General features: G+C 35.2%; 16 protein-coding genes and 1 other annotated feature. Of the genes, 9 read left to right on the top strand and 7 right to left on the bottom strand.

The genetic code is table 11. The annotated features are described in order from the left end of the window. Nucleotides 1-288 precede the first annotated feature (288 nt). Nucleotides 289-1,050, top strand: a complete 762-nt coding sequence (locus tag ACFVR1_RS16630) for an SDR family oxidoreductase (RefSeq protein WP_387585628.1) — start codon at nt 289-291, stop codon at nt 1,048-1,050. Nucleotides 1,051-1,516: 466 nt separating this feature from the next. Here the strand turns inward: ACFVR1_RS16630 and ACFVR1_RS16625 are convergent, their stop codons facing one another. Further along, complete coding sequence (locus ACFVR1_RS16625; RefSeq protein WP_387585626.1) at nt 1,517-3,652, bottom strand: cell division protein FtsA; 2,136 nt, start codon at nt 3,650-3,652, stop codon at nt 1,517-1,519. A gap of 171 nt (nt 3,653-3,823) precedes the next feature. Here ACFVR1_RS16625 and ACFVR1_RS16620 point away from each other — a divergent pair, with 171 nt between their 5' ends. Both ACFVR1_RS16620 and ccpA read left to right on the top strand, forming a co-directional pair. Then, nucleotides 3,824-4,909, top strand: a complete 1,086-nt coding sequence (locus tag ACFVR1_RS16620; protein ID WP_387585624.1) for a bifunctional 3-deoxy-7-phosphoheptulonate synthase/chorismate mutase — start codon at nt 3,824-3,826, stop codon at nt 4,907-4,909. Nucleotides 4,910-5,217: 308 nt separating this feature from the next. Beyond that, nucleotides 5,218-6,216 carry a catabolite control protein A gene (gene ccpA, locus ACFVR1_RS16615; RefSeq protein WP_387585622.1) on the top strand — a complete coding sequence of 333 codons (999 nt, stop codon included), beginning with the start codon at nt 5,218-5,220 and terminating at the stop codon, nt 6,214-6,216. A gap of 21 nt (nt 6,217-6,237) precedes the next feature. On the opposite strand, the gene ACFVR1_RS16610 is transcribed toward ccpA, so the two are convergent. The 3 genes from ACFVR1_RS16610 to ACFVR1_RS16600 are packed head-to-tail and all read right to left on the bottom strand — an operon-like array spanning nt 6,238 to nt 8,728. Then, entirely contained in the window at nt 6,238-7,440 is a 1,203-nt protein-coding gene (locus ACFVR1_RS16610; RefSeq protein ID WP_387585621.1) for an acetoin utilization protein AcuC, read from the bottom strand. Then, entirely contained in the window at nt 7,410-8,057 is a 648-nt protein-coding gene (locus ACFVR1_RS16605; protein WP_387585619.1) for an acetoin utilization AcuB family protein, read from the bottom strand. The genes ACFVR1_RS16610 and ACFVR1_RS16605 overlap by 31 nt, the downstream gene beginning before the upstream one ends. Before the next feature lie 38 nt (nt 8,058-8,095). Continuing rightward, nucleotides 8,096-8,728: a GNAT family N-acetyltransferase gene (locus ACFVR1_RS16600; RefSeq protein WP_387585618.1), complete on the bottom strand. Its 633-nt coding sequence runs from the start codon at nt 8,726-8,728 to the stop codon at nt 8,096-8,098. Nucleotides 8,729-8,901: 173 nt separating this feature from the next. On the opposite strand from ACFVR1_RS16600, the gene acsA reads away from it, so the two are divergent. Continuing rightward, nucleotides 8,902-10,620: an acetate--CoA ligase gene (gene acsA / locus ACFVR1_RS16595; RefSeq protein ID WP_387585617.1), complete on the top strand. Its 1,719-nt coding sequence runs from the start codon at nt 8,902-8,904 to the stop codon at nt 10,618-10,620. 74 nt (nt 10,621-10,694) lie between these two features. Here the strand turns inward: acsA and ACFVR1_RS16590 are convergent, their stop codons facing one another. Next, a complete protein-coding gene (locus ACFVR1_RS16590; RefSeq protein ID WP_387585723.1) occupies nt 10,695-13,565 on the bottom strand; it encodes a transglycosylase domain-containing protein in 2,871 nt (956 codons plus the stop codon). Between the two features lie 100 nt (nt 13,566-13,665). Then, nucleotides 13,666-13,861 (top strand) — a binding site (T-box leader). 51 nt (nt 13,862-13,912) lie between these two features. Here ACFVR1_RS16590 and tyrS point away from each other — a divergent pair. Beyond that, nucleotides 13,913-15,178, top strand: coding sequence for a tyrosine--tRNA ligase (gene tyrS, locus ACFVR1_RS16585; RefSeq protein ID WP_387585615.1), 1,266 nt, complete (start codon nt 13,913-13,915; stop codon nt 15,176-15,178). A gap of 61 nt (nt 15,179-15,239) precedes the next feature. Here tyrS and ACFVR1_RS16580 read toward each other — a convergent pair whose 3' ends face one another. Further along, nucleotides 15,240-15,407: a hypothetical protein gene (locus tag ACFVR1_RS16580; RefSeq protein ID WP_387585613.1), complete on the bottom strand. Its 168-nt coding sequence runs from the start codon at nt 15,405-15,407 to the stop codon at nt 15,240-15,242. A gap of 213 nt (nt 15,408-15,620) precedes the next feature. Here ACFVR1_RS16580 and ACFVR1_RS16575 point away from each other — a divergent pair, with 213 nt between their 5' ends. After that, entirely contained in the window at nt 15,621-15,875 is a 255-nt protein-coding gene (locus ACFVR1_RS16575) for a DUF3006 domain-containing protein (protein ID WP_387585611.1), read from the top strand. Between the two features lie 738 nt (nt 15,876-16,613). After that, nucleotides 16,614-18,125, top strand: a complete 1,512-nt coding sequence (locus ACFVR1_RS16570; RefSeq protein ID WP_387585610.1) for a prolipoprotein diacylglyceryl transferase — start codon at nt 16,614-16,616, stop codon at nt 18,123-18,125. A 453-nt stretch (nt 18,126-18,578) separates the two neighbouring features. Here ACFVR1_RS16570 and rpsD read toward each other — a convergent pair whose 3' ends face one another. Beyond that, the gene (gene rpsD, locus ACFVR1_RS16565) at nt 18,579-19,181 is read right to left on the bottom strand and encodes a 30S ribosomal protein S4 (protein ID WP_387585609.1); all 603 of its coding nucleotides are present in this window, start codon (nt 19,179-19,181) and stop codon (nt 18,579-18,581) included. Nucleotides 19,182-19,651: 470 nt separating this feature from the next. Between rpsD and ACFVR1_RS16560 the strand changes: the two genes are divergently transcribed. Beyond that, nucleotides 19,652-21,514 carry a sensor domain-containing diguanylate cyclase gene (locus tag ACFVR1_RS16560; protein ID WP_387585607.1) on the top strand — a complete coding sequence of 621 codons (1,863 nt, stop codon included), beginning with the start codon at nt 19,652-19,654 and terminating at the stop codon, nt 21,512-21,514. A 79-nt stretch (nt 21,515-21,593) separates the two neighbouring features. Continuing rightward, the gene (megL, locus tag ACFVR1_RS16555; RefSeq protein ID WP_387585605.1) at nt 21,594-22,781 is read left to right on the top strand and encodes a methionine gamma-lyase; all 1,188 of its coding nucleotides are present in this window, start codon (nt 21,594-21,596) and stop codon (nt 22,779-22,781) included. Nucleotides 22,782-22,847 lie beyond the last annotated feature (66 nt).

Below are 22,847 nucleotides of genomic sequence, written 5' to 3'. Positions count from 1 at the left end.
ATAGGATGAATCCGCAAAGTGTATCCGAATTTGTATCTTCTACAATCAATTTTTGTAAAATAGAAAGTAAGAAGAATTCAGTCTGGAAAAAGATACTCGCTTACCGCGGACGAACCATCGAGCCTCCTGGGCCAACACGATGTTGGTCATGAAGGCGTTGCCTCAGGAGGAGGCGCCATTAGCCTTCCTTCCCTTTTCTACGCTTCGTGCGGGGTCTTTAGTTGAATATAGTAAATAACCTGTGAATATTACTAATTAAGAAGAATTTAAAGATAAAGGGGGATGCAATTGAAGATATTGGTGACAGGTTCAACAGGACTACTAGGTTCAGCTTTACTAAATCAACTAACAATTTCTGAGTATAAGGTCAAATTAACTTCGAGAAGTAAACCTGAAAATACAGGACCTTTCGAGTGGGTTTATAGTGACTTATTATCTGGTGAAGGTATAGAAGAAGCAGTAAAAGGAGTAGATGTAATTATTCACGCAGCAACAAGTCCAGTTAAAAATTCAGAAATTGTTGAGGTTTCAGGTTTTGAAGAGTTTTTAAGAAAGATGCAACATATAAAACATTTTATTTATCCTTCAATTGTCGGCATAAATGAAATACCATTGAAATATTATAAGCAAAAATATGAAGCAGAAGATTTGTTAAAGAATAGTTCTATTCCTTATACAATTGTACGTGCAACTCAGTTCCACAACTTTGTTGAAAATTTATTTTTATCCAAACCTCTCTTTAAAAGATATATTATCCCTGGAAACATTAAGTTTCAAAGTGTCGATGTAAGTGAATTTGCCAAACATTTAATTGGTTTAGTGGATAAAGGTCCCCAAGGAAGAACTGATGATTTTGGTGGACCAGATATAATGCCATTAAGAGAAATGGCTGAACTGAAAATTAAGATTAATAATGAGACGAATAAAGTGCTAAGCTTTTCTTTACCAGGGGAACTTTACAAATCATTCATGGATGGTAAAAACACCAATGATAATCAAAGAATGGGAAAAATCACGTTTGTGGACTATCTAAGAAATAAGATGGATTGAGTTCATTGTATTGATGGAGCGCTATTTTTACTCCCTTGATCATTAACAATAAGATTAACAAAGTCTGCGAAGAAATGTACTTAAACTAATGGGGTGCGTTAATCCAAGAAGGATTAATGCTTTTTTTGTTAAACTAATTGTACTAAATACGAGTTTAGATCAATAAGAAGATGGTTTTTTATGTTAAAATTTATATAGAATTATTAGCTTGATTGGAGATCATTATGGATACCACCTACATACATTGATACTCTTTTTATAAAACAAAAAGCGTTCCAAATTTCGATTGAATCGAGATATGGAACGCTTAAATTTATGCTAGATGTAATGGTTGATTTTGAATCATTTACTTGATTGGAGCGGAAAGCGTCCGCCTGTAACGGGAATCAAAAGTAACAGAGTCAATTTAAAAGATTGGACTTTTTCAGTACCCTCTTAAGCTACGTGCGTGTCACTTGCTCTTTTCTTAATTAAAAACTATCTCTAGTTGATCTCCACCGAAGATTTCGGCATCAAATCCAGATGCTTGACCATTTTTCAAAATTTGAAATGAGCCTTTAGTGTCAGGCAAAGACCAATCCGAAAAACGAAATACGTCTTGAAAAATCCAACAAGAAGTATTTATATCTTGCCATTGAAGAATCGATCCATTTGGCACTTTATCTTTAGGAGTAATAATGATTTCTCCATTTGAAACAATGGAACACTCTTTATATAATTCAATCTCTTCATTTTGAAAAATAACTTTAATTCTATCAACTAGCTTTCTATCTATTTGATCCGCAATTTGTTGTAGGGATGGTGCGCTTGCTACCTTGATTTCTATAATATCATTGTCTTGAACCGGGTATTGAAGTTTCACCGGATTTTCATTTAACAATAAAGATGAAGTGAACTCTGGAATAAAGTGATTTTTTTTATTAATCGTAATAGTAAATGGGTTTAAGTTAAATAGATAGTTCTCTTTCTGAATTGCGAGTAATATTTGTTCTACTGTTTGTGGAGTTTCCACTGTAATTTTATCTCTCTCTTTTAGAGAGGTATCAAGTGACATTTTTTGATTGTTGATCGTTACAATCGGTTCTACAATATGCATCACTCCTTGACATGTTATGGTTTTAACTGATGCATCATCAAGTAGATCTCTAACAGTTGCTTCCGCGTCTTTTCCGTCATGACCTTCTAATAGTTCAATTTTATCGTTACTTTTAATAATTGTTTTAGTGGTTGCATCTTGACCATTTAATTGAATAATAGCTGGTTTCCCATGTTCTCCAGGAATATAAATGTCTCGTCCATTTACTTGAACAGCAAGTGCAGCGCCTGGTTTTCCGTATAATCTTCTTGCGGATATGTTGGCAGCTAAAAGTGCATCTCCTACAGTCATTTCTTTTAATTCAAATAATCGGACGATTTGATTGTTTACTTCTACTGACATATATTGAATTGGTGCTCGCTTTGCAGCAATGGCAATTCCAATAGGTGTTACAAGTTCGGGAGTAACTGGAATATGTTCTTCTTTTGTTATATTTTGAATAGCATCAATCCCACGAACAGCTACTCGGTTTGGAGGAAGCTCTAATTTTTCTGCAAGAATAGAAGTAAGAGATGGAGTCAAACTTCCGCCTCCAACAAGCATGACTGCTTTAGTTGGTTTGTTATTATTAAGACGAAGAATTTCATTTGAAATAGAAGTAGCCAATTCAACAGTTGCTGGCTTAAGAACTTCAATGACTTCATCTTTTGGTATATTTTGATCGAAGCCCAAAATATCTTGAATACGTATAAAATCATTTTTGTTAATAGCACGCTTCGCTTCTTCTGCTAATGGAAAGTCCAGTAAATAATGATCGCTTAATGCTTCTGTTATTTCGTCTCCAGCATTTGGAACCATACCATATGCAACTACTGTACCATGATCTGTGATTGCAATATCTGACGTTCCTGCGCCTATATCAACAAGAGCGACATTTAGTCGCCGCATAGACGTTGGTATTAAAACATTAATAGCGGCAATCGGTTCTAAAGTCAAAGCTTCCATTTCTAAATTTGCTCTCTTTAAAGCGGATAATAAAGATTCTACAACTACTCGCGGCAAGAAAGTTGCGATTACCTCGATTGAAGCCACTGATCCTTGTTGATCAACTAAGCTTCCAATTTCTTCACCATCAAGTCGATAGTATAATACACTATATCCAACACAATAATAATGACTAGATTGTTTTTCGACATCTTTTTGTACTAAATTTGTTTGAGCTTTTTGAACTGCAGATAGTTCTAGACGACTTACGTCCTCTTCCGAAAATATTGGTCGGTTTTTAATATCCATTTGAATAGAGGCTTGTTCTGTTTTTAAAGCCCGGCCGGCAGCAGCAACGCTAACTTTTTCTAGAGGTCCGTGTTTTATTTCTAATTGTGTTTTAATGGATATAATAGCTTCGGCTACTTTTAAAACATTATGTATTTGACCATCAACCATTGCTCGTTCTTTATGTTCCTCGACTAATATGTCGACAACATGAAACGATTGATCGCGTTCTTCTAAGATGATACCAACTACAGATCTTGTTCCAATATCAAGCGCAAATAACTTGGATGACAAATTCCCCCACGTCCCTTTTCTAATTATCAAATACTTTAGCGAGTTGAAGCGTTAAAATAAAATGCGTGACATTCATGTATGCATTGATTATAATATGTCTTATATCTAAAAATGTATCATAATCTTCAGTTGATATAAAGTATCGTTGGAGAGAAGAGAGGAGAAATATCTATGAGTCAAGTAGATTTAGAAGGATTACGCGCACGTGTTGATGAAATCAATGTAGAAATATTACAGTTGATTAATGAAAGAGCTGGAGTGGTTCAGGAAATTGGAAGAGTGAAGGAAAAACAAGGTGTTAATAGATATGATCCTCTTCGCGAAAGAAATATGCTAGATCACTTAAAAGAGAACAATGATGGTCCGCTTCCGCAGTCCACAGTAGAGCATATTTTTAAAGAAATTTTCAAAACTGCTTTAGAACTGCAAGTGGATGATCAGAAGAAAGCACTTCTTGTTTCTCGGAAAAAGAAATCAGCAGATACTATTGTAGAGATTAATGGTGAAAAAATTGGTACAGGTACACCATCTTTTGTATTTGGTCCATGTGCCGTTGAATCATATACTCAAGTTGCAGAAGTTGCTGCGGCAATTCAAGGAAAAGGATTAAAACTTATAAGAGGTGGGGCTTACAAACCACGTACATCTCCTTATGATTTCCAAGGCCTTGGACTAGAAGGTTTAAAAATATTAAAACAAATTTCACAAGAATATGGCTTAGCGGTAGTGTCTGAAATCGTTACTCCTGGCCATTTAGACGAAGCACTTGATTATGTAGATGTTGTTCAAGTTGGTGCTCGTAATATGCAAAACTTTGAATTATTAAAAGCAGTAGGTTCCATCAATAAACCAGTATTATTAAAACGTGGTATTGCTGCAACATTAGATGAATTTATTCATGCTGCGGAATATATTATGTCACAAGGTAATGATCAAATTATTTTATGTGAACGAGGTATTCGTACGTATGAAAGAGCTACAAGAAATACATTGGATATTTCGGCAGTGCCAATATTGAAACAAGAGACACATTTACCTGTATTTGTTGACGTTACTCATTCTACTGGCCGTAGAGATATTCTATTACCTGCTGCTAAAGCTGCAATTGCTATTGGAGCAGATGGAGTAATGGCAGAGGTTCATCCTGATCCAGCAGTTGCTTTATCTGATGCAGCTCAACAAATGAATTTAAAGCAATTCGACGAATTCTATGATTCGTTACAAAAATTCATGAAGACACATGAAGTACATGCATAAATAAAATACAAATAAATGGATAAATTTGCAGTAGTCTTGTTTAGTTGAAGAAGAATTCCAATTAACATTAATAGTAACTACTCACTAAATCCGTGTAGGAAGTATTTATAAGCAAATTTTTTAGAATTACTCTTTTTCAGTTTCCTCATTCAACATTAAGGGGTAAGGAGCTGAAATAGACAAAGAAAATCCACAAAACCGACTCTTCTTCTAGAGTCGGTTTTACTATATAATTGAAAATCATAGAGTACATACAGTATTATTTATATATAGTATATATATTGATAGTAGTGAGGGAGGGTTATGCGTTGACAATTACAATATATGATGTAGCAAGGGAAGCAAATGTATCAATGGCAACCGTTTCACGTGTAGTAAATGGAAACCAAAATGTAAAACCTGCAACTCGTCAAAAAGTATTAGCAGTTATAGAGCGACTGGATTATAGACCTAATGCAGTTGCAAGGGGATTAGCCAGCAAAAAGACTAAAACTGTTGGAGTAATTATTCCAGATATTTCAAATGTATTTTATGCAGAGCTTGTAAGAGGTATAGAAGATATTGCAACGATGTACAGATACAATATTATTTTAACGAACTCCGATCAACAAGAAGACAAAGAAGTTCAGCTACTTTCAACTTTATTTAGTAAGCAAGTAGATGGAGTAGTCATGATGAGTGATCAAGTAACAAAAGATATGACTAGAGAGATGGAGAGATCGCAAGTGCCTATTGTGTTAGCTGGTACAATTGAGACTTCTAACTCTTTTCCTTCTGTTAATATCGAATATCAAGAAGCGGCTGTTGATGCAGTTAATCGCTTACTTCAAAATGGTCATAAACGGATTGCATTTGTTTCGGGGTCGATGTCCTCGACAATAAATCAATTGTTCAAGTTATCAGGCTATAAAAAGGCATTAGAAGCATCTAATATAGAAATTGACCCAGAGTTAATAGTAGGAATTGATAATACGTATGATGACGGGCTACTAGCTTGGAGAAAGCTAAGTGAGCTGAAAAATCCCCCAACGGCATTTTTTGCTGGAAATGATGAAATAGCCATTGGTTTAATCCATGGAGCTCAAGATAATGGATTAAAAGTTCCTGAAGATATCGAAGTCATTAGTTTTGAAAACTCCAAACTTGCTCGAATGGTAAGACCTCAATTAACAAGTGTCGTACTGCCTTTATATGATATTGGAGCAGTATCGATGAGATTGTTGACAAAGTTTATGAACAAAGAAAAGATAGATGAACAAACGGTAATTCTTCCTTATAGGATAGAGGAAAGGGATTCTGTTAAATGATAAAACGACCAGTAGCTAAGGTTACTGGTCGTTTTTATATGCTTCCTGTTGACGAAGTAAGTGTAACGATTTATTAAGCATTTGTTTATTTTTCTCCGTAATTTCTGCTTTTCGAGGGATTGGTTCATATAGTGGATTTGGGTCCATCCAAGTTGGAATAAAAGGGATAGGTGCTTCTTTAGACCAACGATCTAGCCAAGCTTTCGGCAATTCTCCTTTAGGAGTCTTTATATCATTCATTTCCATCCAAAGTAAGGACCAAGCGCGAGGTACTACTCTCCAAATATCATATCCACCACCGCCTACAGCAATCCATTTTCCATCACAATATTTATGCGCCAGTTCATGCGCCAGTTTCGGGATTTCTTGATATAGGTTCATTGTTCCATATAAATGCGTCAATGGATCGAAATAATGTGCATCTGCACCATTTTGACTTAAGATGACATCTGGTTTAAAAGCCTCTATGATCTCTTTAAATGCCGTACGATAAATTTCCAAGAATGAATCATCTTCTGTGAAAGCATCCATTGGAAAGTTAAAGGATGTACCATAACCTTCCCCAGTTCCTCTTTCGGTTATATTACCTGTACCAGGAAAGAGATATCTTCCTGTCTCATGAAGTGAGATAGTACAGACATTGGGGTCGTCATAAAAGCTCCATTGCACACCATCTCCGTGATGAGCATCTGTGTCTATGTATAGAACGCGAGCATTGTATTTTCGTTGCATATATTTAATTGCTACTGAACTATCATTGTAAACACAGAAACCTGAGGCTCGACCTTTAAAACCATGATGAAGACCACCACCTAAATTAATTGCGTGAGATGATTTTCCTTCCATGACGTAGTCAACTGCAGTTAGGGTTCCTCCAACAAGACTAGCGCTTGCTTCATGCATATGTGGGAAGATCGGAGTATCCTCTGTACCAATTCCATAGCTTTCATATATACTCGTTTCAATAGTTTCTAAACTTGCTTTTTTTACAATTTCAATATATTGGGGATCATGTGCTAAGCATAATTCCTCGTCCGTTGCTGTCCTAGGTGCTACTATATCCGATGATTGTAAAGCGTTCATTTCTCTTAGTAGGTCAACTGTTAATGTTAACCGTTTTTGATTAAAAGGATGTGTATCCGAAAATTTATAGCCTAACTGATCTTCTGAAAAGATAAACACTGCATTATTATTCATATATTTATTCCTGGATGATTTGGCCATAAAACTTCGAAACCCTCTGCTCTTATAGCTTCTATTAGTTTGAGAGGATTCATCGTTTTTACACGCAATACTAATATTTTGTAATCGCTTCGAATTTTATCGGGATACACTAGAACACTTAGTACGTTCATTTTCTGTTCATAGAAAACTTTAGATACTTCAAACAATACTCCTGGTTGATTTGGAACACGAACTTCGATTTGAGATCCAGGCTGATGTGCTCCAGTTAGTTCAATAAATTTATATAGTAGGTCAGATTCAGTAATCATACCTACTAGTTTACCTTGGCTAACAATGGGCAAACATCCAATACGATTGTCATAAAAAATATTGGCTGTTTCTTCCACGAAATCTAATGGATGACCTGTTATTGGATTTTTGGTCATTATTAGTCCTAATGGGCGTTCATAAATTTCTGGATTTTTAATGTTTAGTAGAGAGGAGGGGGTTGCTTCTTTTAAGTCTCTATCCGTTACCACTCCAACAACTTCACGTTGCTCATTGATAATTGGTAAATGGCGTATTTTTTTCTCTTTTAAAAGTAGTAATGCATCATTAATTGTATGGGAAGGTGTTAATGTTGGAACAGATGTATTCATTATTTCTTCTACAATCATTGAAATGATCTCCTTTTCTATTTGCCTTCTCTTTGGTATTAATACATATATCGATTCATAAAGCGTAACTGATCAAACTGTTGAATGGACTCAACATCTACTCTGCTACCTATTTTAGCCATGAGACAATTTGCAGGATGGGAACTAATCTCTGGATCATCTGTTGCAAAGTAATCTAATCCACCAGCCTGCATCATTTTCTCCATTACTTTTCGATATTCCCACACATTTAAGCCCGTTCCTTTTAAATCCCAATGCCAATAGTATTCTGTTGTGATTGTTATATAATCTTCCATCATATCGTCCATCATAGAAACTCGTAAAAGTGTTTTCCCTACTCCCGTTCCACGATACTTTGGAATTACCTCAATGGCACCAAGTTCGATTAAATTTTCCATATTCCCTTGTGACCAACGTTCCAGTGGATCGGGATGGAGAAATGTACAGTATCCTACGATAGTTTGTTGATCACGTGCAATTATAATTCTTCCTTCAGGCAGTTTGGCTATGTCAATAATGGCTTTATGCTGTTGAGCCGGTGCTCGAAAAGCAACCAAATCTTCATGGAAATCTAAATTGGCCAATACCTCCCAATGAACAGGTCCTTCGACAATAACGGCGCCATGATTTGTTTGTAATTCCACTACATTATACATTTTGTTGTGTATCACGAATTCACCACCTATAAAAATATTCCAATTATAACTATTATACATGATATTTTATGAATGAATGCGGTTTCCTAAATAAATGTAATGAAACATTCTAAAAAGTAAAAAGATTAGCAAAAATGTAAAAAAGTATTGTAGAATAAAAGAGTATATTTATCGAAAGGGTGAAGAGGATGAAAATTGAAATATTGCCAGTGGTACAAGGTGACTATCAATTAAAGGACTATGATGGAACTGTAAAAAGCTTTCAATGGGAAGATACTGAGAAGACTTTTTCTTGGTATGAGACTGGAAAAGTCAATATGGCCTTTGAAGCTATAGATAGACATGCAGAGTCTTATAGAAAAGATAAAGTTGCACTATACTACCAAGATGCTGATAGGAAAGAATCTTATACATTCCTTGATATGAAAAAGATGAGCAATAAAGCAGCAAATGCTTTTAAACAAAACTCTAGTCTTGCAAAAGGAGATCGTCTTTTTATCTTTATGCCTAGGTCGCCAGAATTATATTTTTCACTTCTGGGTGCAGTCAAAATGGGCGTTATCGTAGGACCGCTTTTTGAGGCATTTATGGAAGGTGCTGTTTATGACCGCTTACTAGATAGCGAAGCGAAAGCCATCGTTACTACACCTGAGTTGCTTAATAGAATCCCGTTAGATAAATTACCGAATCTAGAAACAGTTTTTTTAGTTGGGGAAAATATAGAGGAATCTGATAAGTTTATAGATTTTAATAAATCATTAGTTCAAGCATCTGAATCTTTTGAAATAGAATGGGTAGGTAAAGAAGATGGACTAATCTTACATTATACATCTGGTTCAACCGGGAAACCGAAAGGCATTTTACATGTGCATTATGCTATGGTTCAACAATATCAATCGATGAAATGGGTAATGGATATTAGAGATGAAGATATCTATTGGTGTACAGCAGATCCAGGGTGGGTTACCGGAACCTCTTATGGAATATTTGGTCCATGGCTTGCAGGAACGACTTCCCTTGTACTTGGCGGTCGATTTTCACCTGATGCATGGTATAATGCGATTGATGAATACCGTGTAACTGTTTGGTATAGTGCTCCAACTGCATTCCGAATGTTAATGGGGGCCGGTGATGCGGTTGTTAAAAAACATGATTTATCTTCGTTACGTCATATTTTATCAGTTGGAGAACCGTTAAATCCAGAAGTGATTAAATGGGGAATGCATGTATTTAATAAAAGAATTCATGATACTTGGTGGATGACTGAAACAGGTGCACAAATGATCTGTAACTACGCGTGCTTACCGATTAAACCTGGTTCGATGGGGAAACCTTTGCCAGGTTTGGAAGCAGCCATTATAGATAATCAAGGAAATGTTGTTCCTCCATTCACCATGGGGAATTTGGCGATTAAAAAGGGCTGGCCATCTATGATGCGTCAAATTTGGAATAACAAAGAAAAATACGAGTCAACTTTTATGAATGATGAATGGTATTTCTCCGGAGACTCGGCTTATATGGATGATGAAGGTTATTATTGGTTCCAAGGAAGAGTAGATGATGTTATCATGACTTCTGGGGAACGAGTAGGTCCATTTGAAGTGGAAAGCAAGCTACTAGAACATCCTGCTATTTTAGAAGCTGGTGTAATCGGTAAACCCGATCCTGTTCGAGGAGAAATTATTAAAGCATTCGTCGCATTGAATGAAGGGTATGAACCTTCTGAAGAACTAATTATAGACATTCAGCAATTTGTTAAGAAGGGGCTTGCAGCTCATGCTGCACCTAGAGAAATAGAATTTAAAGATAAGTTACCAAAAACCCGAAGCGGAAAAATTATGAGACGAGTATTAAAAGCCTGGGAATTAAAATTACCAACAGGGGACTTGTCAACGATGGAAGACTAAAAAAAAGCCACAGCGACCTAAAAATCAGGAAGCTGTGGCTTTTCATTTCTAAAAATAAGGATTTAACTTAACTATTAATCATCACCAGTTTCCTCTTCATTTTCTGGATGAGTTGGTTTATCCCCTTCACCTGAATTAGTTGGTGGTGTAATTATGTCAGTTGGTGGCTCAGGTTTTTTCTCTTCTATTGAAACAATATTAGAAGCTCCAGATTGTAATCCTGTAATATCTACTGCTACAACGATATATTGACCTGTACCGTTAATTTGATAACTATATGTTTCAGCTTCTAGTTTAGAAGCAGCTAGTACTCTTTCACCGTTTACTACTTGGAATATTCGATATCCAACAACGTCAGTAGAATCCGAATTCGTCCATGTCAATGTTTTTCCACTTAATGAAGCCGTAACAGCTAAAGGAGGACTACCATCTGCTTTAAATACTTCTTCAGATACTACATTTCCAGAAAAAGTAGAGTTCTCAGGAAATAGTTTACTTGCATTTCCTCCAAATTTACCAAGCATTCGTTTGATAAATTCTTCGTTCACTCCAAATCCACCTTTTACTACGAATTCACTTGGAGTAGAGTCTAAGGAGCGATATCTATTTCCATTAATAACTACATAAGATGATGATATTAAACTATCATCTGGGGCAGTTGGAAGCATTGCAGCTTCGTTAAATAAGTCTGATTTGACTAAACCTGCTTGAGCACAGGCATCTGATGTGGCCAGTCCAGATATACCACAAAAAGATTTTGTAACAACTCCCTTTGGAACCGGGAAAGGATTTGGAGCATCCACTAGCTCTGGGTTCACATCATACATGGCATTCATCATATTGGACCAAAGCATATTCACTCGAACGCTTGGATGATTATAACGATTATTCATATAGAATAAGGATAATTGGTTATCATCATAACCAAGCCATACACCAAGAGAAACATTTGGATTATATCCAACAAGCCAAGAATCATTATGATTCTGTGTTGTCCCAGTTTTAGCTGCAAAATCAGATTTAAATTTTAATCTCGAATTGGCAAGGGATGCTGTCCCACCTGATAGTACATCCCGAAGCATATCTGTAATAATATAAGCAGTTGCAGGACTGAATACTTGCACTGGTTCAATTTTATGTTGATAGATGACATTCCCATGAACATCTTCAATTTTTTCGATCATATAAGCATCGATAAATTGACCATTATTTGCAAAGGTTCCAAATGCATTTGTGTTTTCTTCTACAGTTGCACCGTTGTCCATCCCACCTATAGCCAAAGCATGATGTGCGTATTCGGTTTCCCCAATATGTTCAAAGCCCATTTTGAGCAAAAAGTCTGTTGGTTTTCTATCCATAATTAAATCATACAAACGAATAGTAGATAAGTTTTGTGATGTTTTTAATGCATCACGTGCTGAAATAATACCTCTTTCTTGATCTTTCGTATAATTCGATGGTGATTCTTTCCATGTTGTACTGCCTAAATTTTCTAGTTTCACATCGACAACAGGGCTTCCGGCACCAATGACCCCATATTCAATTGCTGGAGCATATACAAGTAAAGGCTTTATTGTTGAACCGATTGGACGAACAGATTGGGTTGCATGATTATATTGTTCTAAATTATAGTCTCGTCCACCTAAGAAGGCTAATATTTTACCAGTTCCATTTTCAATCATCATACTTCCAACTTGCACTGGAAAATCTTGTTTAATAATTTCGCCAGTGTTTGGGTCTTTCACTTCTTTCGTGTACGTATGTCCATAGCTATCAAAATTATCTTTAACTTTAATCATCGCTTCATACATTTCTTTATTTATGGTTGTATGAATTCGGTAACCGCCTGTACTTACAGCACGTTTTGCAATAATATCATATTTTTCATAGAGCTTAGATTCATTTTTCAATCGTTCTGGATCAATTCCATCTGCAGAAGCAAATTGTTCTCTTAGTATTTCTTTAACACGATTTTCAATTTCAAAAGTTAGCCAAGGATACTTTTCTTCTGGCACTATCTCTGGTTGTCTAAAATCTTTCGTAATATCATAATCTTTTACAGAGTTGTATTCTTCTTCGGTGATATATCCTGTTTCTTTCATTCTGAATAAAACAGTCTTCATCCGTTCAATACCGGGTTGTAATGCTTTCCCTTCTTTTAAAACTCCGCCTTTTCTAAAAGGTGTATATGCGAATGGTGATTGCGGAATTCCAGCAATATATGCTGCTTGAGGTAGTGTTAAATCTTTCGCTTTTACGTTAAATATTCCGTTAGCTGCTGTCTCAATGCCTGCAATGTTTCTTCCGTTTGCATTTCGACCATAAGGAATAATGTTCAAGTAAGTTTCTAATATTTCATCTTTTGTCATAAAATGTTCTAAACGCATTGCTAAAAGAATTTCTTTTGCTTTTCGTTCATAGGAAACTTCGTTTGTTAATATTTGGTTTTTAATTAATTGTTGCGTTAAAGTAGAACCACCTGTTTTTGTATCGGAGTTTGTTACATCTTGAAGCAATCCACGGATAATTGCTTTAGGAACTATCCCATTATGTACTTCGAAGTATTCATCTTCTGTAGCCAAAACAGCATCCAAAACATATGGTGAAATGGAGGATAATTTAGTTTCAGTGCGCTCAAGATCCGTCCTTAACTTACCGAGATATACATCTCCTGCAAAATAAATTTCAGAGGTTTCTTCATAGTTAAACACATCTTCTCTCATTTCTTCTTTACTACGTAATGGTTCCTCTTTTACTAACGAAGCAAAATAGCCAGCTCCAACTGATACAGCAAAGATTCCAAACGTAACACCTATAATTATGAAAAGTAAGCATAAATTCCAAATAACGCCGGTTGAAATACGTAGTCCTTTAGCCCATTTAGTTGATTGCCAATCATCCAGTTTATCTTTGTAAAATTGGATTTTCTTTATCCATTTATCCATCATTAGCTCGACCCCCAAATCAAGAATTATTATACCATAACCGATTATCAATAGACGATAGATATTGACATACGTTTTATATTATGTAAAATAGGTATATATTTTAACGAAGAAAAGTCCGAAGTAGTTATTGTACATACTGTTTAGAGAGCTAACGGTTGGTGAAAGTTAGTCAGTGTATAAAAACGAATTACAGGCTTGGAGTTAAACGTTTTCACAACGATATCGTGATTGAAGCGGAAGGGTTTTTCCTTCAAGCTGGGTGGTACCGCGCTAATTGATATAGCGTCCCTGCATGATTAATTTCGTGCAGGGACTTTTTTTATTTTCTAAAGGAGGAGATTAAATTGACAAACGCATTACTAGAGGATTTATCTTGGAGAGGACTTTTATATCAACAAACAGATGCCGAGGGATTAGAAGAGTTATTAAACAAAGAAAAAATATCTTTATATTGCGGGGTAGATCCAACCGCAGATAGTATGCATATTGGACATATTGTACCTTTGCTTACACTAAGAAGATTTCAATTACATGGGCATCGACCGATTCTTTTAGTGGGTGGGGCAACAGGCATGATTGGGGATCCATCTGGTCGATCGGAAGAACGCCAACTTCAAACAATTGAACAAATTGATCGGAATGTTCAAGGTATTAAGGCCCAAATGGAACAAATCTTTGATTTCCAAGCTGAGAATGGCGCTCAAATGGTCAATAACTATGATTGGAATGGCTCGATGACGGTAGTTGAGTTTTTAAGAGATTTTGGAAAGCTTATTAATATTAACTATATGTTGGGGAAAGATTCTATTGCTTCTCGCTTAGATACAGGTCTTTCTTTTACTGAATTTACCTACACGTTAATACAAGGTATTGATTTCAAACATTTATTTGACCACTTTAATTGTCGTGTTCAAATTGGTGGATCTGACCAATGGGGGAATATAACAACAGGTCTTGAAATGATTCGTAAAACCCATGAAGAGGAAACTAAAGCATTCGGCATCACTATTCCATTAGTTACAAAAGCAGATGGAACTAAATTCGGTAAATCTGCTTCTGGTTCTGTATGGTTAGATGCAAAAAAGACATCCCCGTATGAGTTTTATCAATTTTGGATTAACACAGCGGATTCAGATGTTATAAAATACATGAAAATTTTCACGTTTTTAGAAAGAAAAGAAATTGAAGCATTCCAGGTGACTGTGGAAAATGAGCCTCATTTACGTAAAGCACAAATTGCACTAGCAGAAGAAATGACTCGTCTTATTCATGGTCAAGAAGCTTTAGACCAAGCTGTTCGAATTTCCCAAGCATTGTTTAGCGGAAATTTAAAAGAACTATCTTCCGAAGAAATGAAAGATGCTTTTAAAGATGTACCATCAGTTGAGATGACAAAAGATGGCAAAAATATTGTGGATTTTATCGTCGAAGCAAATGTGTCTCCTTCGAAAAGACAAGCGCGAGAAGATGTTGCAAACGGTGCTATATCTATAAATGGTGAAAAAGTGACGGATGTATCTTATGAAGTAGGGGAAAATGATCGTTTAGAAGATGAATTTATGATTATTCGTCGAGGAAAGAAAAACTACAAAATGATTAAGTTTGTTTAATATAAATAGCTACTTCCCTTGAAATGGGGAAGTAGCTATTTATTTTTACTTTATGGTAATGCTAGAAAGCTCCACCGCGTTCGTCGACATGGTGATTATGTTGACCATCTTTAACTTGAAGAGTTCTCTTCTCATTTTCACTTAACTTTTCGGGTTCAGTATACCTTGCGCTGACTCCATTTTCGTTTGACTTTCTATTCGGTGAATGATTCATACCTTTGTTTTTCAAAGTATATCCTCCTTTTTTGCCTATTTCATTTCTTAGTGTTTCCACAAAATAGACATATAGTCATGAAAAAATTAAAAAAATATAAAAATTAATCATAATTAGATGAAAAATGAGTAAGAAATAGTATAGAATAATATAGATAAACAAACTTTCTACAAATTAAATTATTTAATTTTAGTATATTTTTATTATTTTGGTCGGGGGCTGTTCGTGATGGGTTCAAATAGATACGTAGTTGATCGTTTCGATGATTTTTTTGTTGTTCTTTTAGAAAAAGATAATAAAACAAATAAACTTGTAATATTAAAAAATAAGTTTACGATAAATGCAAAAGTAGGGGATTTATTAGAAGTTCAGGTTAATGAAGATAAGTCTGGCTATACCTTCACTGCTTTGAAAGAAGAAACAGATGTCGCTAAACAACGATTACTTGATTTAATCGAAGGTATGAAGATGGATATAAATTAATCACTTTTCGAAATAGTTCTCTTTATTAGGTTGTTTATAAAGTATGGGAGAGCATACAAACTTATATATTTAGAAGCTTAGACTGTTGAAAAACTCGATGAAATTCGAGTTTGCAACAGTCTTTTTTTCTATATATTTAATGGCAAGGTGCACTTAAATCGAGCGTTTGTTTTTTAAAATAAAAAATACTCAAAAAAGCCCTAGAACCTTGAAATAAAAAGGTTTTAGGGCTTAATACTCTTTGCAGAGTAAAACTATTAACGGGGTGAATACCCTTGTTTTTGAAAACTACAGGCATGCAATCAGATGATTGAATATAAACATTTATAAAATATTCGTTATATTTTTTTGATAATTTTTACTTTCTAGTTTTATTTGTAAAGTAAAATTGGACAATTTAATCAGATATTATGTGGTGGGAAAAGACTTGAAATACCAGAGAGTACAAATATGAAAGCATAATTATTTTTTTAGAATAGAGTTTTTTGGACTTTAAATATTATTTCATATATTGCAAAATTCTACAAATACGTAATGGAAGCGTCATTTTTTTTAATCAGAGTAACACAAAATGGTAACAATGCTTTGGTATATTCAATTCAGGCAGATGATGGTACTGCCGGAAAATTTGAGTAATAATCTTACTTAGGTTGATAGGAGGTGAAAAGTTAAATAACGGAATTTATGAAAAATCCATCCTATCAGTAGAAAAAAATGCGAATTAGGAGAGATCAAGTAATGAATAAAAAACAAATGGATTCTAAGAAAACAAACAAAAATTTGTCGAAGAAAGTAGCGCCACTAGTGATGTCAACATCAATAATGGCTGCAACCTTTTTAGTAGCTGGTGCACCTATCTCTGCAGCAGAGCTTGATGCAAAGGGCGTTAATCCGGAAGTTATTGAACAAGTGAAAAATCATGGTCAGGAAGTATCTGCATTAGCGAAAAGTTTATCAGGATCTCCTGAAAAAGGTAAACTAGTTAGCAAACTAGCTCAAGTTAATTCCGGCACAGCTAATGAAGATCCAGATAATGATAATATAGATGAAACAAATCATGATGTGAAACAAGAAGGCGAAATAAGTGATGATACAGTAGCTGAAGAAGAAGGAACAGCTGAAGTTGGCCAAGTAGAAGATGGTACAGATGCAGTTGAAGAAGACGTAGCAGCTGAAGAAACAGAAGCACCAACAGCTGAAGTTGGCCAAGTAGAAGATGGTACAGAAGCAGTTGAAGAAGACGTAGCAGCTGAAGAAACAGAAGCACCTACATCTGAAGTTGGCCAAGTAGAAGATGATGCAATAGCAGTTGAAGAAGAAGGGACAGCTGAAGAAACAGAAGCACCTACATCTGAAGTTGGCCAATTAGAAGATGGTACAGAAGCAGTTGAAGAAAACGTAGCTGAAGAAGCAGAAGCACCAACAACAGAAGATTGCCAATTAGAAGATGATGCAATAGTAGCTGAAGAAGGAACAGTGGAAGAAATAGAAGCTCCGACAGCTGAAGTTGGCCAAGTAGAAGATGGTACAGAAGCAGTTGAAGAGGACGTAGCAGCTGAAGAAGAAGGAACAGCTGAAGAAATAGAAGCACCAACAGCTGAAGTTGGCCAAGTAGAGGATGGTACAGAAGCAGTTGAAGAAGACGTAGCTGAAGAAACAAAAGCACCAACAGATGAAGACGGTCAAGTAGAGGGTTCACAAAATCAAGAAAATGACTTTAGTACATGGGTAAATGAAACTTATCAATTTATCGGTGATGGCTATCAAAGTGTTATTGGATACTATCAAACTCTTATAGAACAAAAATTAGCTCAAACAAGTGAAGAACCTGAAAACGTTGTTGCAATTGATGTAGTATCCGATATATCTGCTGATGCTGGTGAAACAGATACACCAACTTTAGAGACAGATATATCCCGAGACATCTCTGTTGATAACGCAAATAAAGTTCTAACAAATGATATTGACGTTAATTTAGAAAGTCCAGTGGCTGTAGAAAATGAAGATCAACCTTCTGATGTAGAAACACCAGAGCAAGAAACCGTAGAATCAGTGGAAAATACAGTATCAGATCTTGAGGAGCCTTTACAAACAGTAAATGAAGAAGTAAGTTTGGCTACTGATAGAGAACCAATGAGTCAAAATGAGGTAGAAAAGGAATCCAACCAAATCTCTTTAATGGATAAAATGATTGGATACTATCAAGACCTAGTAGCTTCTTTCTCTAATCTTATAAAATTCCTAAAATAAGAGGGATTCTCTAGCGTAATCGATCGTAGTTTAAGAGTTTAATGGCATTGAACTGAATAGAAAGAGGAAGGGGAATGAAAAAGGAGAATATTCATTCCCCCCTTTTTGAGTATATTGTAAAACAAGACTTGCGAAAAAAAATTTCGCAATGCTAACGTTTTGCTAACACAATCAAGTGGAAAATAGTAAATTCCCGTTAAAGAAATAACACCCTTAAATTCAGCAAAGCCTGGATATACCGCACTTCTCGATTAGAGACGCTTTTTGTATTGCCTTATTTCTCTTACATACACTGCCATTTAATGCTTTATTAGCCCCAATTTTAGCCCCAACTAGCCGGAATAACCTGCATTTCTAAACTTTTAACTTGAGTGGTAGGATAAAAATAAAAAAACCCTAAAACCTTGAACTAACAAGGTTTTAGGGCATAATACTCTTTGCAGAGTATAGCTATTAACGAGAGTAGAACTCAACGATAAGAGCTTCGTTAATTTCAGCAGAAAGTTCGCTGCGCTCTGGAAGACGAACGAAAGTACCAACTTTTTTATCTGCATCAAATGATAAGTAATCTGGTACGAAGTTGTTCACTTCGATTGATTCGTTTACTACATCAAGGTTTTGAGATTTTTCACGAAGAGAAATTTCTTGACCTGCTTTTAAACGGAATGAAGGAATATCAACACGTTTACCATCAACCATTACGTGGCCATGGTTTACTAATTGACGAGCTCCACGACGAGTGCGAGCAAGACCTAAACGGTAAACAATGTTATCTAAGCGAGTTTCAAGAAGGATCATGAAGTTTTCACCATGTTTACCTTGCATTTTACCAGCTTTGTCAAAAAGAGTACGGAATTGACGTTCGTTTACACCATAAGTGTGACGAAGTTTTTGTTTCTCTTGTAATTGAAGACCGTATTCTGTTAATTTTTTGCGTTGGTTAGGACCGTGTTGTCCTGGTGCATATGCGCGTTTTTCTAATTCTTTACCAGTACCACTTAGTGAGATACCAAGACGACGTGATAATTTCCATGCTGGACCTGTATAGCGAGCCATGAGTGACTCCTCCTTTTATTGGTTTTATTTTGTTGTAAAATAAGACCAGATGTATCCAAACTAGTAGACATTTTATTTTCATGTATCATCGCCCATGCAGCCAAAGGGTTACAGGATACACCATCTATTCTATAAAATAGAGGAACAAAATGAACATTCTAGACCATACAACTGCTGCATTTATTTTACACAAAGTTTATTGTAACTTTTGAAGCGAACAAAGTCAATATTATTCATTCAATTGTTCCTCTGTGAATAAAGGTTCCTCATTTTTTAGACCATGAATCGCGAGGAACTGTTTCGTCCAAAGCACTCCGAAATTAGTAAAGAACGAGGTGCTCTTAAAGGTCGCTTTGCACTTTTGTAATAGGAATTCAATTGACAAATTATGAGAAGTATAGTCAAATAGAAGTATAGATGTATGTGATAAAAGTAATGTATTCACTCTTGGAAAGCTAAGAGGTGTTTTAATGATAAAAGATACTATATTAGAACAATTGAAAAGTCGTATATTAGACATTTGGAGTGAAAATGCATTCACTCAAGATTCAAGTTTTAATTGGTTTGAAGATTTAAAAACAGTACTTTTAGAGTTTTTTAATATCGAAATAGCAAACTATTATATTTTCGATACTGATACATTTTTACAGTTAAAAGGGAACCACTCATTGATAAAAAAATTAAATGCTATCAGATGGAAGGAAATTGAAGCGTTTTTCTACGAAAAAAGCTTTGCAAGTATTCCATTTCTACAAAAAAATCATCTCATAAATGGAGAAGTATCCATACTCTTAAGAGACTTGGAAGAACAGCCATTAGGTTTACTTATTATGGAGTCAACGGAAAAGTGGGAAGAATTCTCTTGCACGGCAGAAGTAAATGATTTTATAAATATTATTAGTAAATTAGTGCAAATGCTTAAGAAAACAATCTTCTTAACTCACCAGGAGCATCAGTATAGAAATCTATTTAATGTAACAAAAATGTTTCACTCAACTCTAGATATTGGACAAATATTAGAAGGAACATTAAATGCTGTACAAGATGCATTTCCGAACTTCCACTCGATTTTAATTTTATCAAATGACCAAGAACGAAAGACATCTGTCCCTTATAAACTATTTGATTACACATCAGAAAGACCGGCAACTATAGAAGCTTATGTTTCAGGTGAGATTACAACTGAACTAGCGGCAGACTTAGGAGTGCGGTTATTGAATGTTCCTATAAAAGGTAAGCAAGGTATATATGGTATTATGCAAATGTCAACGCCATTTGACTATTTGTTTTCAGTAAGACAAAAGGAATTTGCCTCATTGCTTGCTTCTGCTACAGGAAATGCATTAGAAAACGCAAAATTGTATGTACAATCACATCGATTGGTAGCAGATTTACAATTAATTAATGAAACTTCACATAAGCTCAATATGAACCTATCACTTGAGGATATGTTATTATTTTTACGAAATCAATTAATTAAATCTTTTCACCCGGAACAAATTTGTTTTGTCCTTTTAGGAGAAGAGGAAGAATACCAAATTTCTTCCGTGAGTTCAGAGTTTTTTCATACTATTGATGGTCAACTATACATTCATCATGTGGCTAATCATTTCCTTAAAATGAAGGAACCTCTTTTTATTGCAGATTTCAATCGGCTTGCAGATATAAAATATGAATATCGTTCTCTTGTTGCAATTCCGTTAAAAGAGCAAAATCAAATTACAGGATTTAGTATTGTGCTACACAGAGAACCATATTTTTTTTCATTTGATAGTTTTAAATTAATGCAATCGTTAATTCAACATTCCTCTCTCGCAATAAGTAATTCTACTTTACGTAATAAGTTACAAGAAATGGTAAATCGTGATCATTTAACAAATCTTTATGCTCGAAAATATCTAGACAAATTTGTGGAAACCTCGATGGAAAATGAGGACCGAGGTATCTTCATACTTTTGGATATTGATAATTTTAAACAAGTGAATGACTCTCATGGTCATCAAGTAGGAGATGACATATTAAAACAAATCGCTTCTATTATTCAAAAACGAACGGATGGAATTGGAATTGGAGCTAGATGGGGAGGAGAAGAACTTGCCATATACTTCTCCCAAATGACCATCTCGCAAGGTATAGAGGAATCTAACCAAATAATAGCCCAAATACCGAAATATACAAATCCGAGTGTAACAGTATCTATGGGAGTAAGTGTTTGGGAAAAAGAAAATAATTTATCTTTCCATGATCTCTTCCATTGTGCAGATATAGCATTATATGAAGCTAAGAATAATGGGAAAAATCAATTAAGTATTTATGAGGCATCTCATCTTTAAAAGGATGAGTGCCTTTTCTTTTTGTTTCATTACGTGTAAACTAAATGTAAGCGTTTACAACAAAAGGGGTGTATGTGAAGTGGATAAAGAAAATTATCAAAAAGAAACAATATATATTCATAAAGGGTATAGTTCTGTTAATCATCACGATAGTCTATCGGTACCACTGTATCAGACTTCCACATTTGCATTTGAAACGGCTGAACAAGGGGCTAGAAGGTTCGCAGGAGAAGAAACCGGGGGTATTTATTCGAGATTGGGAAACCCAACGGTCCGTGTCTTGGAAGAACGAATGGCTTCACTGGAATATGGAGAAGGAGCACTAGCGTTTGGTTCAGGAATGGCAGCTGTAAGTACTATTCTAGTTCATTTAACTAAGTCTGGAGATCATATTCTTTGTACTCGGGGTATATATGGTTGTACATTTGGTTTTTTAAATATTTTAAAGGATAAGTATAATATTTCACATGACCTTTCAACACTAGCAACAGAAGAAGAGATTGAAGCAGCTATTAAACCGAATACGGTTTGTATTTATATTGAGACTCCTATTAATCCAACAATGGAGATAGTGGATATTGCATTAATAACAAAGATTGCAAAAAAACATGGTATTTCTGTAGTAGTAGATAATACATTTTCATCACCTTATTTGCAAAACCCATTAGAATTAGGAGCAGATTTCGTATTGCATAGTGCAACAAAATATATTAATGGGCATGGAGATGTTATTGCGGGAATTCTAGTTGGAAAGAAGAAAGAGGAAATAAAGGGAATACGTCTGTCCATCCAAAAAGATTTTGGTGGTATAATTTCTCCATTTGATGCATGGTTACTAATCAGAGGTCTAAAAACTTTACACGTACGGATGGAACGTCATACGAAAAATGCATCAGATATTTTCTCTTTTTTACAAACATGCTCTATGGTAGAAAATATTTACTATCCATTTGATGAGAACAATCCTCAATTCGAAATTGCGAAGAAACAAATGAAAGCTGGCGGGGGACTAATTTCATTTACCGTTAAAGGTGGGATGAAAAATGCTCAAAAGCTAATGAACGAGTTAAATTTAATTAAAATTGCTGTAAGTCTAGGAGATGCCGAAACACTAATTCAGCATCCTGCAACGATGACTCATTATGTCGTGCCAGAAAAAGAAAGATTAGAAATGGGCATCACTGATGGATTGCTAAGACTTTCTGTAGGACTAGAAAACTCTAAAGATTTAATAGAGGATTTAAAGCAAGCTTTTTCAAAGCTTTAAAGTTCATTCTCCCACTTGCTGACAAACAATTACTTTTCCCAATTTAAGCAGTGTACTAGATAGAAA

This window comes from Psychrobacillus sp. NPDC058041, from assembly GCF_042885655.1.
Lineage (GTDB): Bacteria > Bacillota > Bacilli > Bacillales_A > Planococcaceae > Psychrobacillus.
Note: the sequence above shows the minus strand (reverse complement) of the source record. Positions and strands in the feature narration are given on the sequence as shown.

Coding starts and splice junctions, on each gene's coding strand:
- acsA (WP_387585617.1), top strand. CDS start 8,902: ATGAAAATTGAAATATTGCCAGTGGTACAAGGTGACTATCAATTAAAG.
- ACFVR1_RS16570 (WP_387585610.1), top strand. CDS start 16,614: ATGAATAAAAAACAAATGGATTCTAAGAAAACAAACAAAAATTTGTCG.
- ACFVR1_RS16620 (WP_387585624.1), top strand. CDS start 3,824: ATGAGTCAAGTAGATTTAGAAGGATTACGCGCACGTGTTGATGAAATC.
- ACFVR1_RS16610 (WP_387585621.1), bottom strand. CDS start 7,440: ATGGCCAAATCATCCAGGAATAAATATATGAATAATAATGCAGTGTTT.
- ACFVR1_RS16605 (WP_387585619.1), bottom strand. CDS start 8,057: ATGATTGTAGAAGAAATAATGAATACATCTGTTCCAACATTAACACCT.
- ACFVR1_RS16575 (WP_387585611.1), top strand. CDS start 15,621: ATGGGTTCAAATAGATACGTAGTTGATCGTTTCGATGATTTTTTTGTT.
- rpsD (WP_387585609.1), bottom strand. CDS start 19,181: ATGGCTCGCTATACAGGTCCAGCATGGAAATTATCACGTCGTCTTGGT.
- ACFVR1_RS16560 (WP_387585607.1), top strand. CDS start 19,652: ATGATAAAAGATACTATATTAGAACAATTGAAAAGTCGTATATTAGAC.
- ACFVR1_RS16590 (WP_387585723.1), bottom strand. CDS start 13,565: ATGGATAAATGGATAAAGAAAATCCAATTTTACAAAGATAAACTGGAT.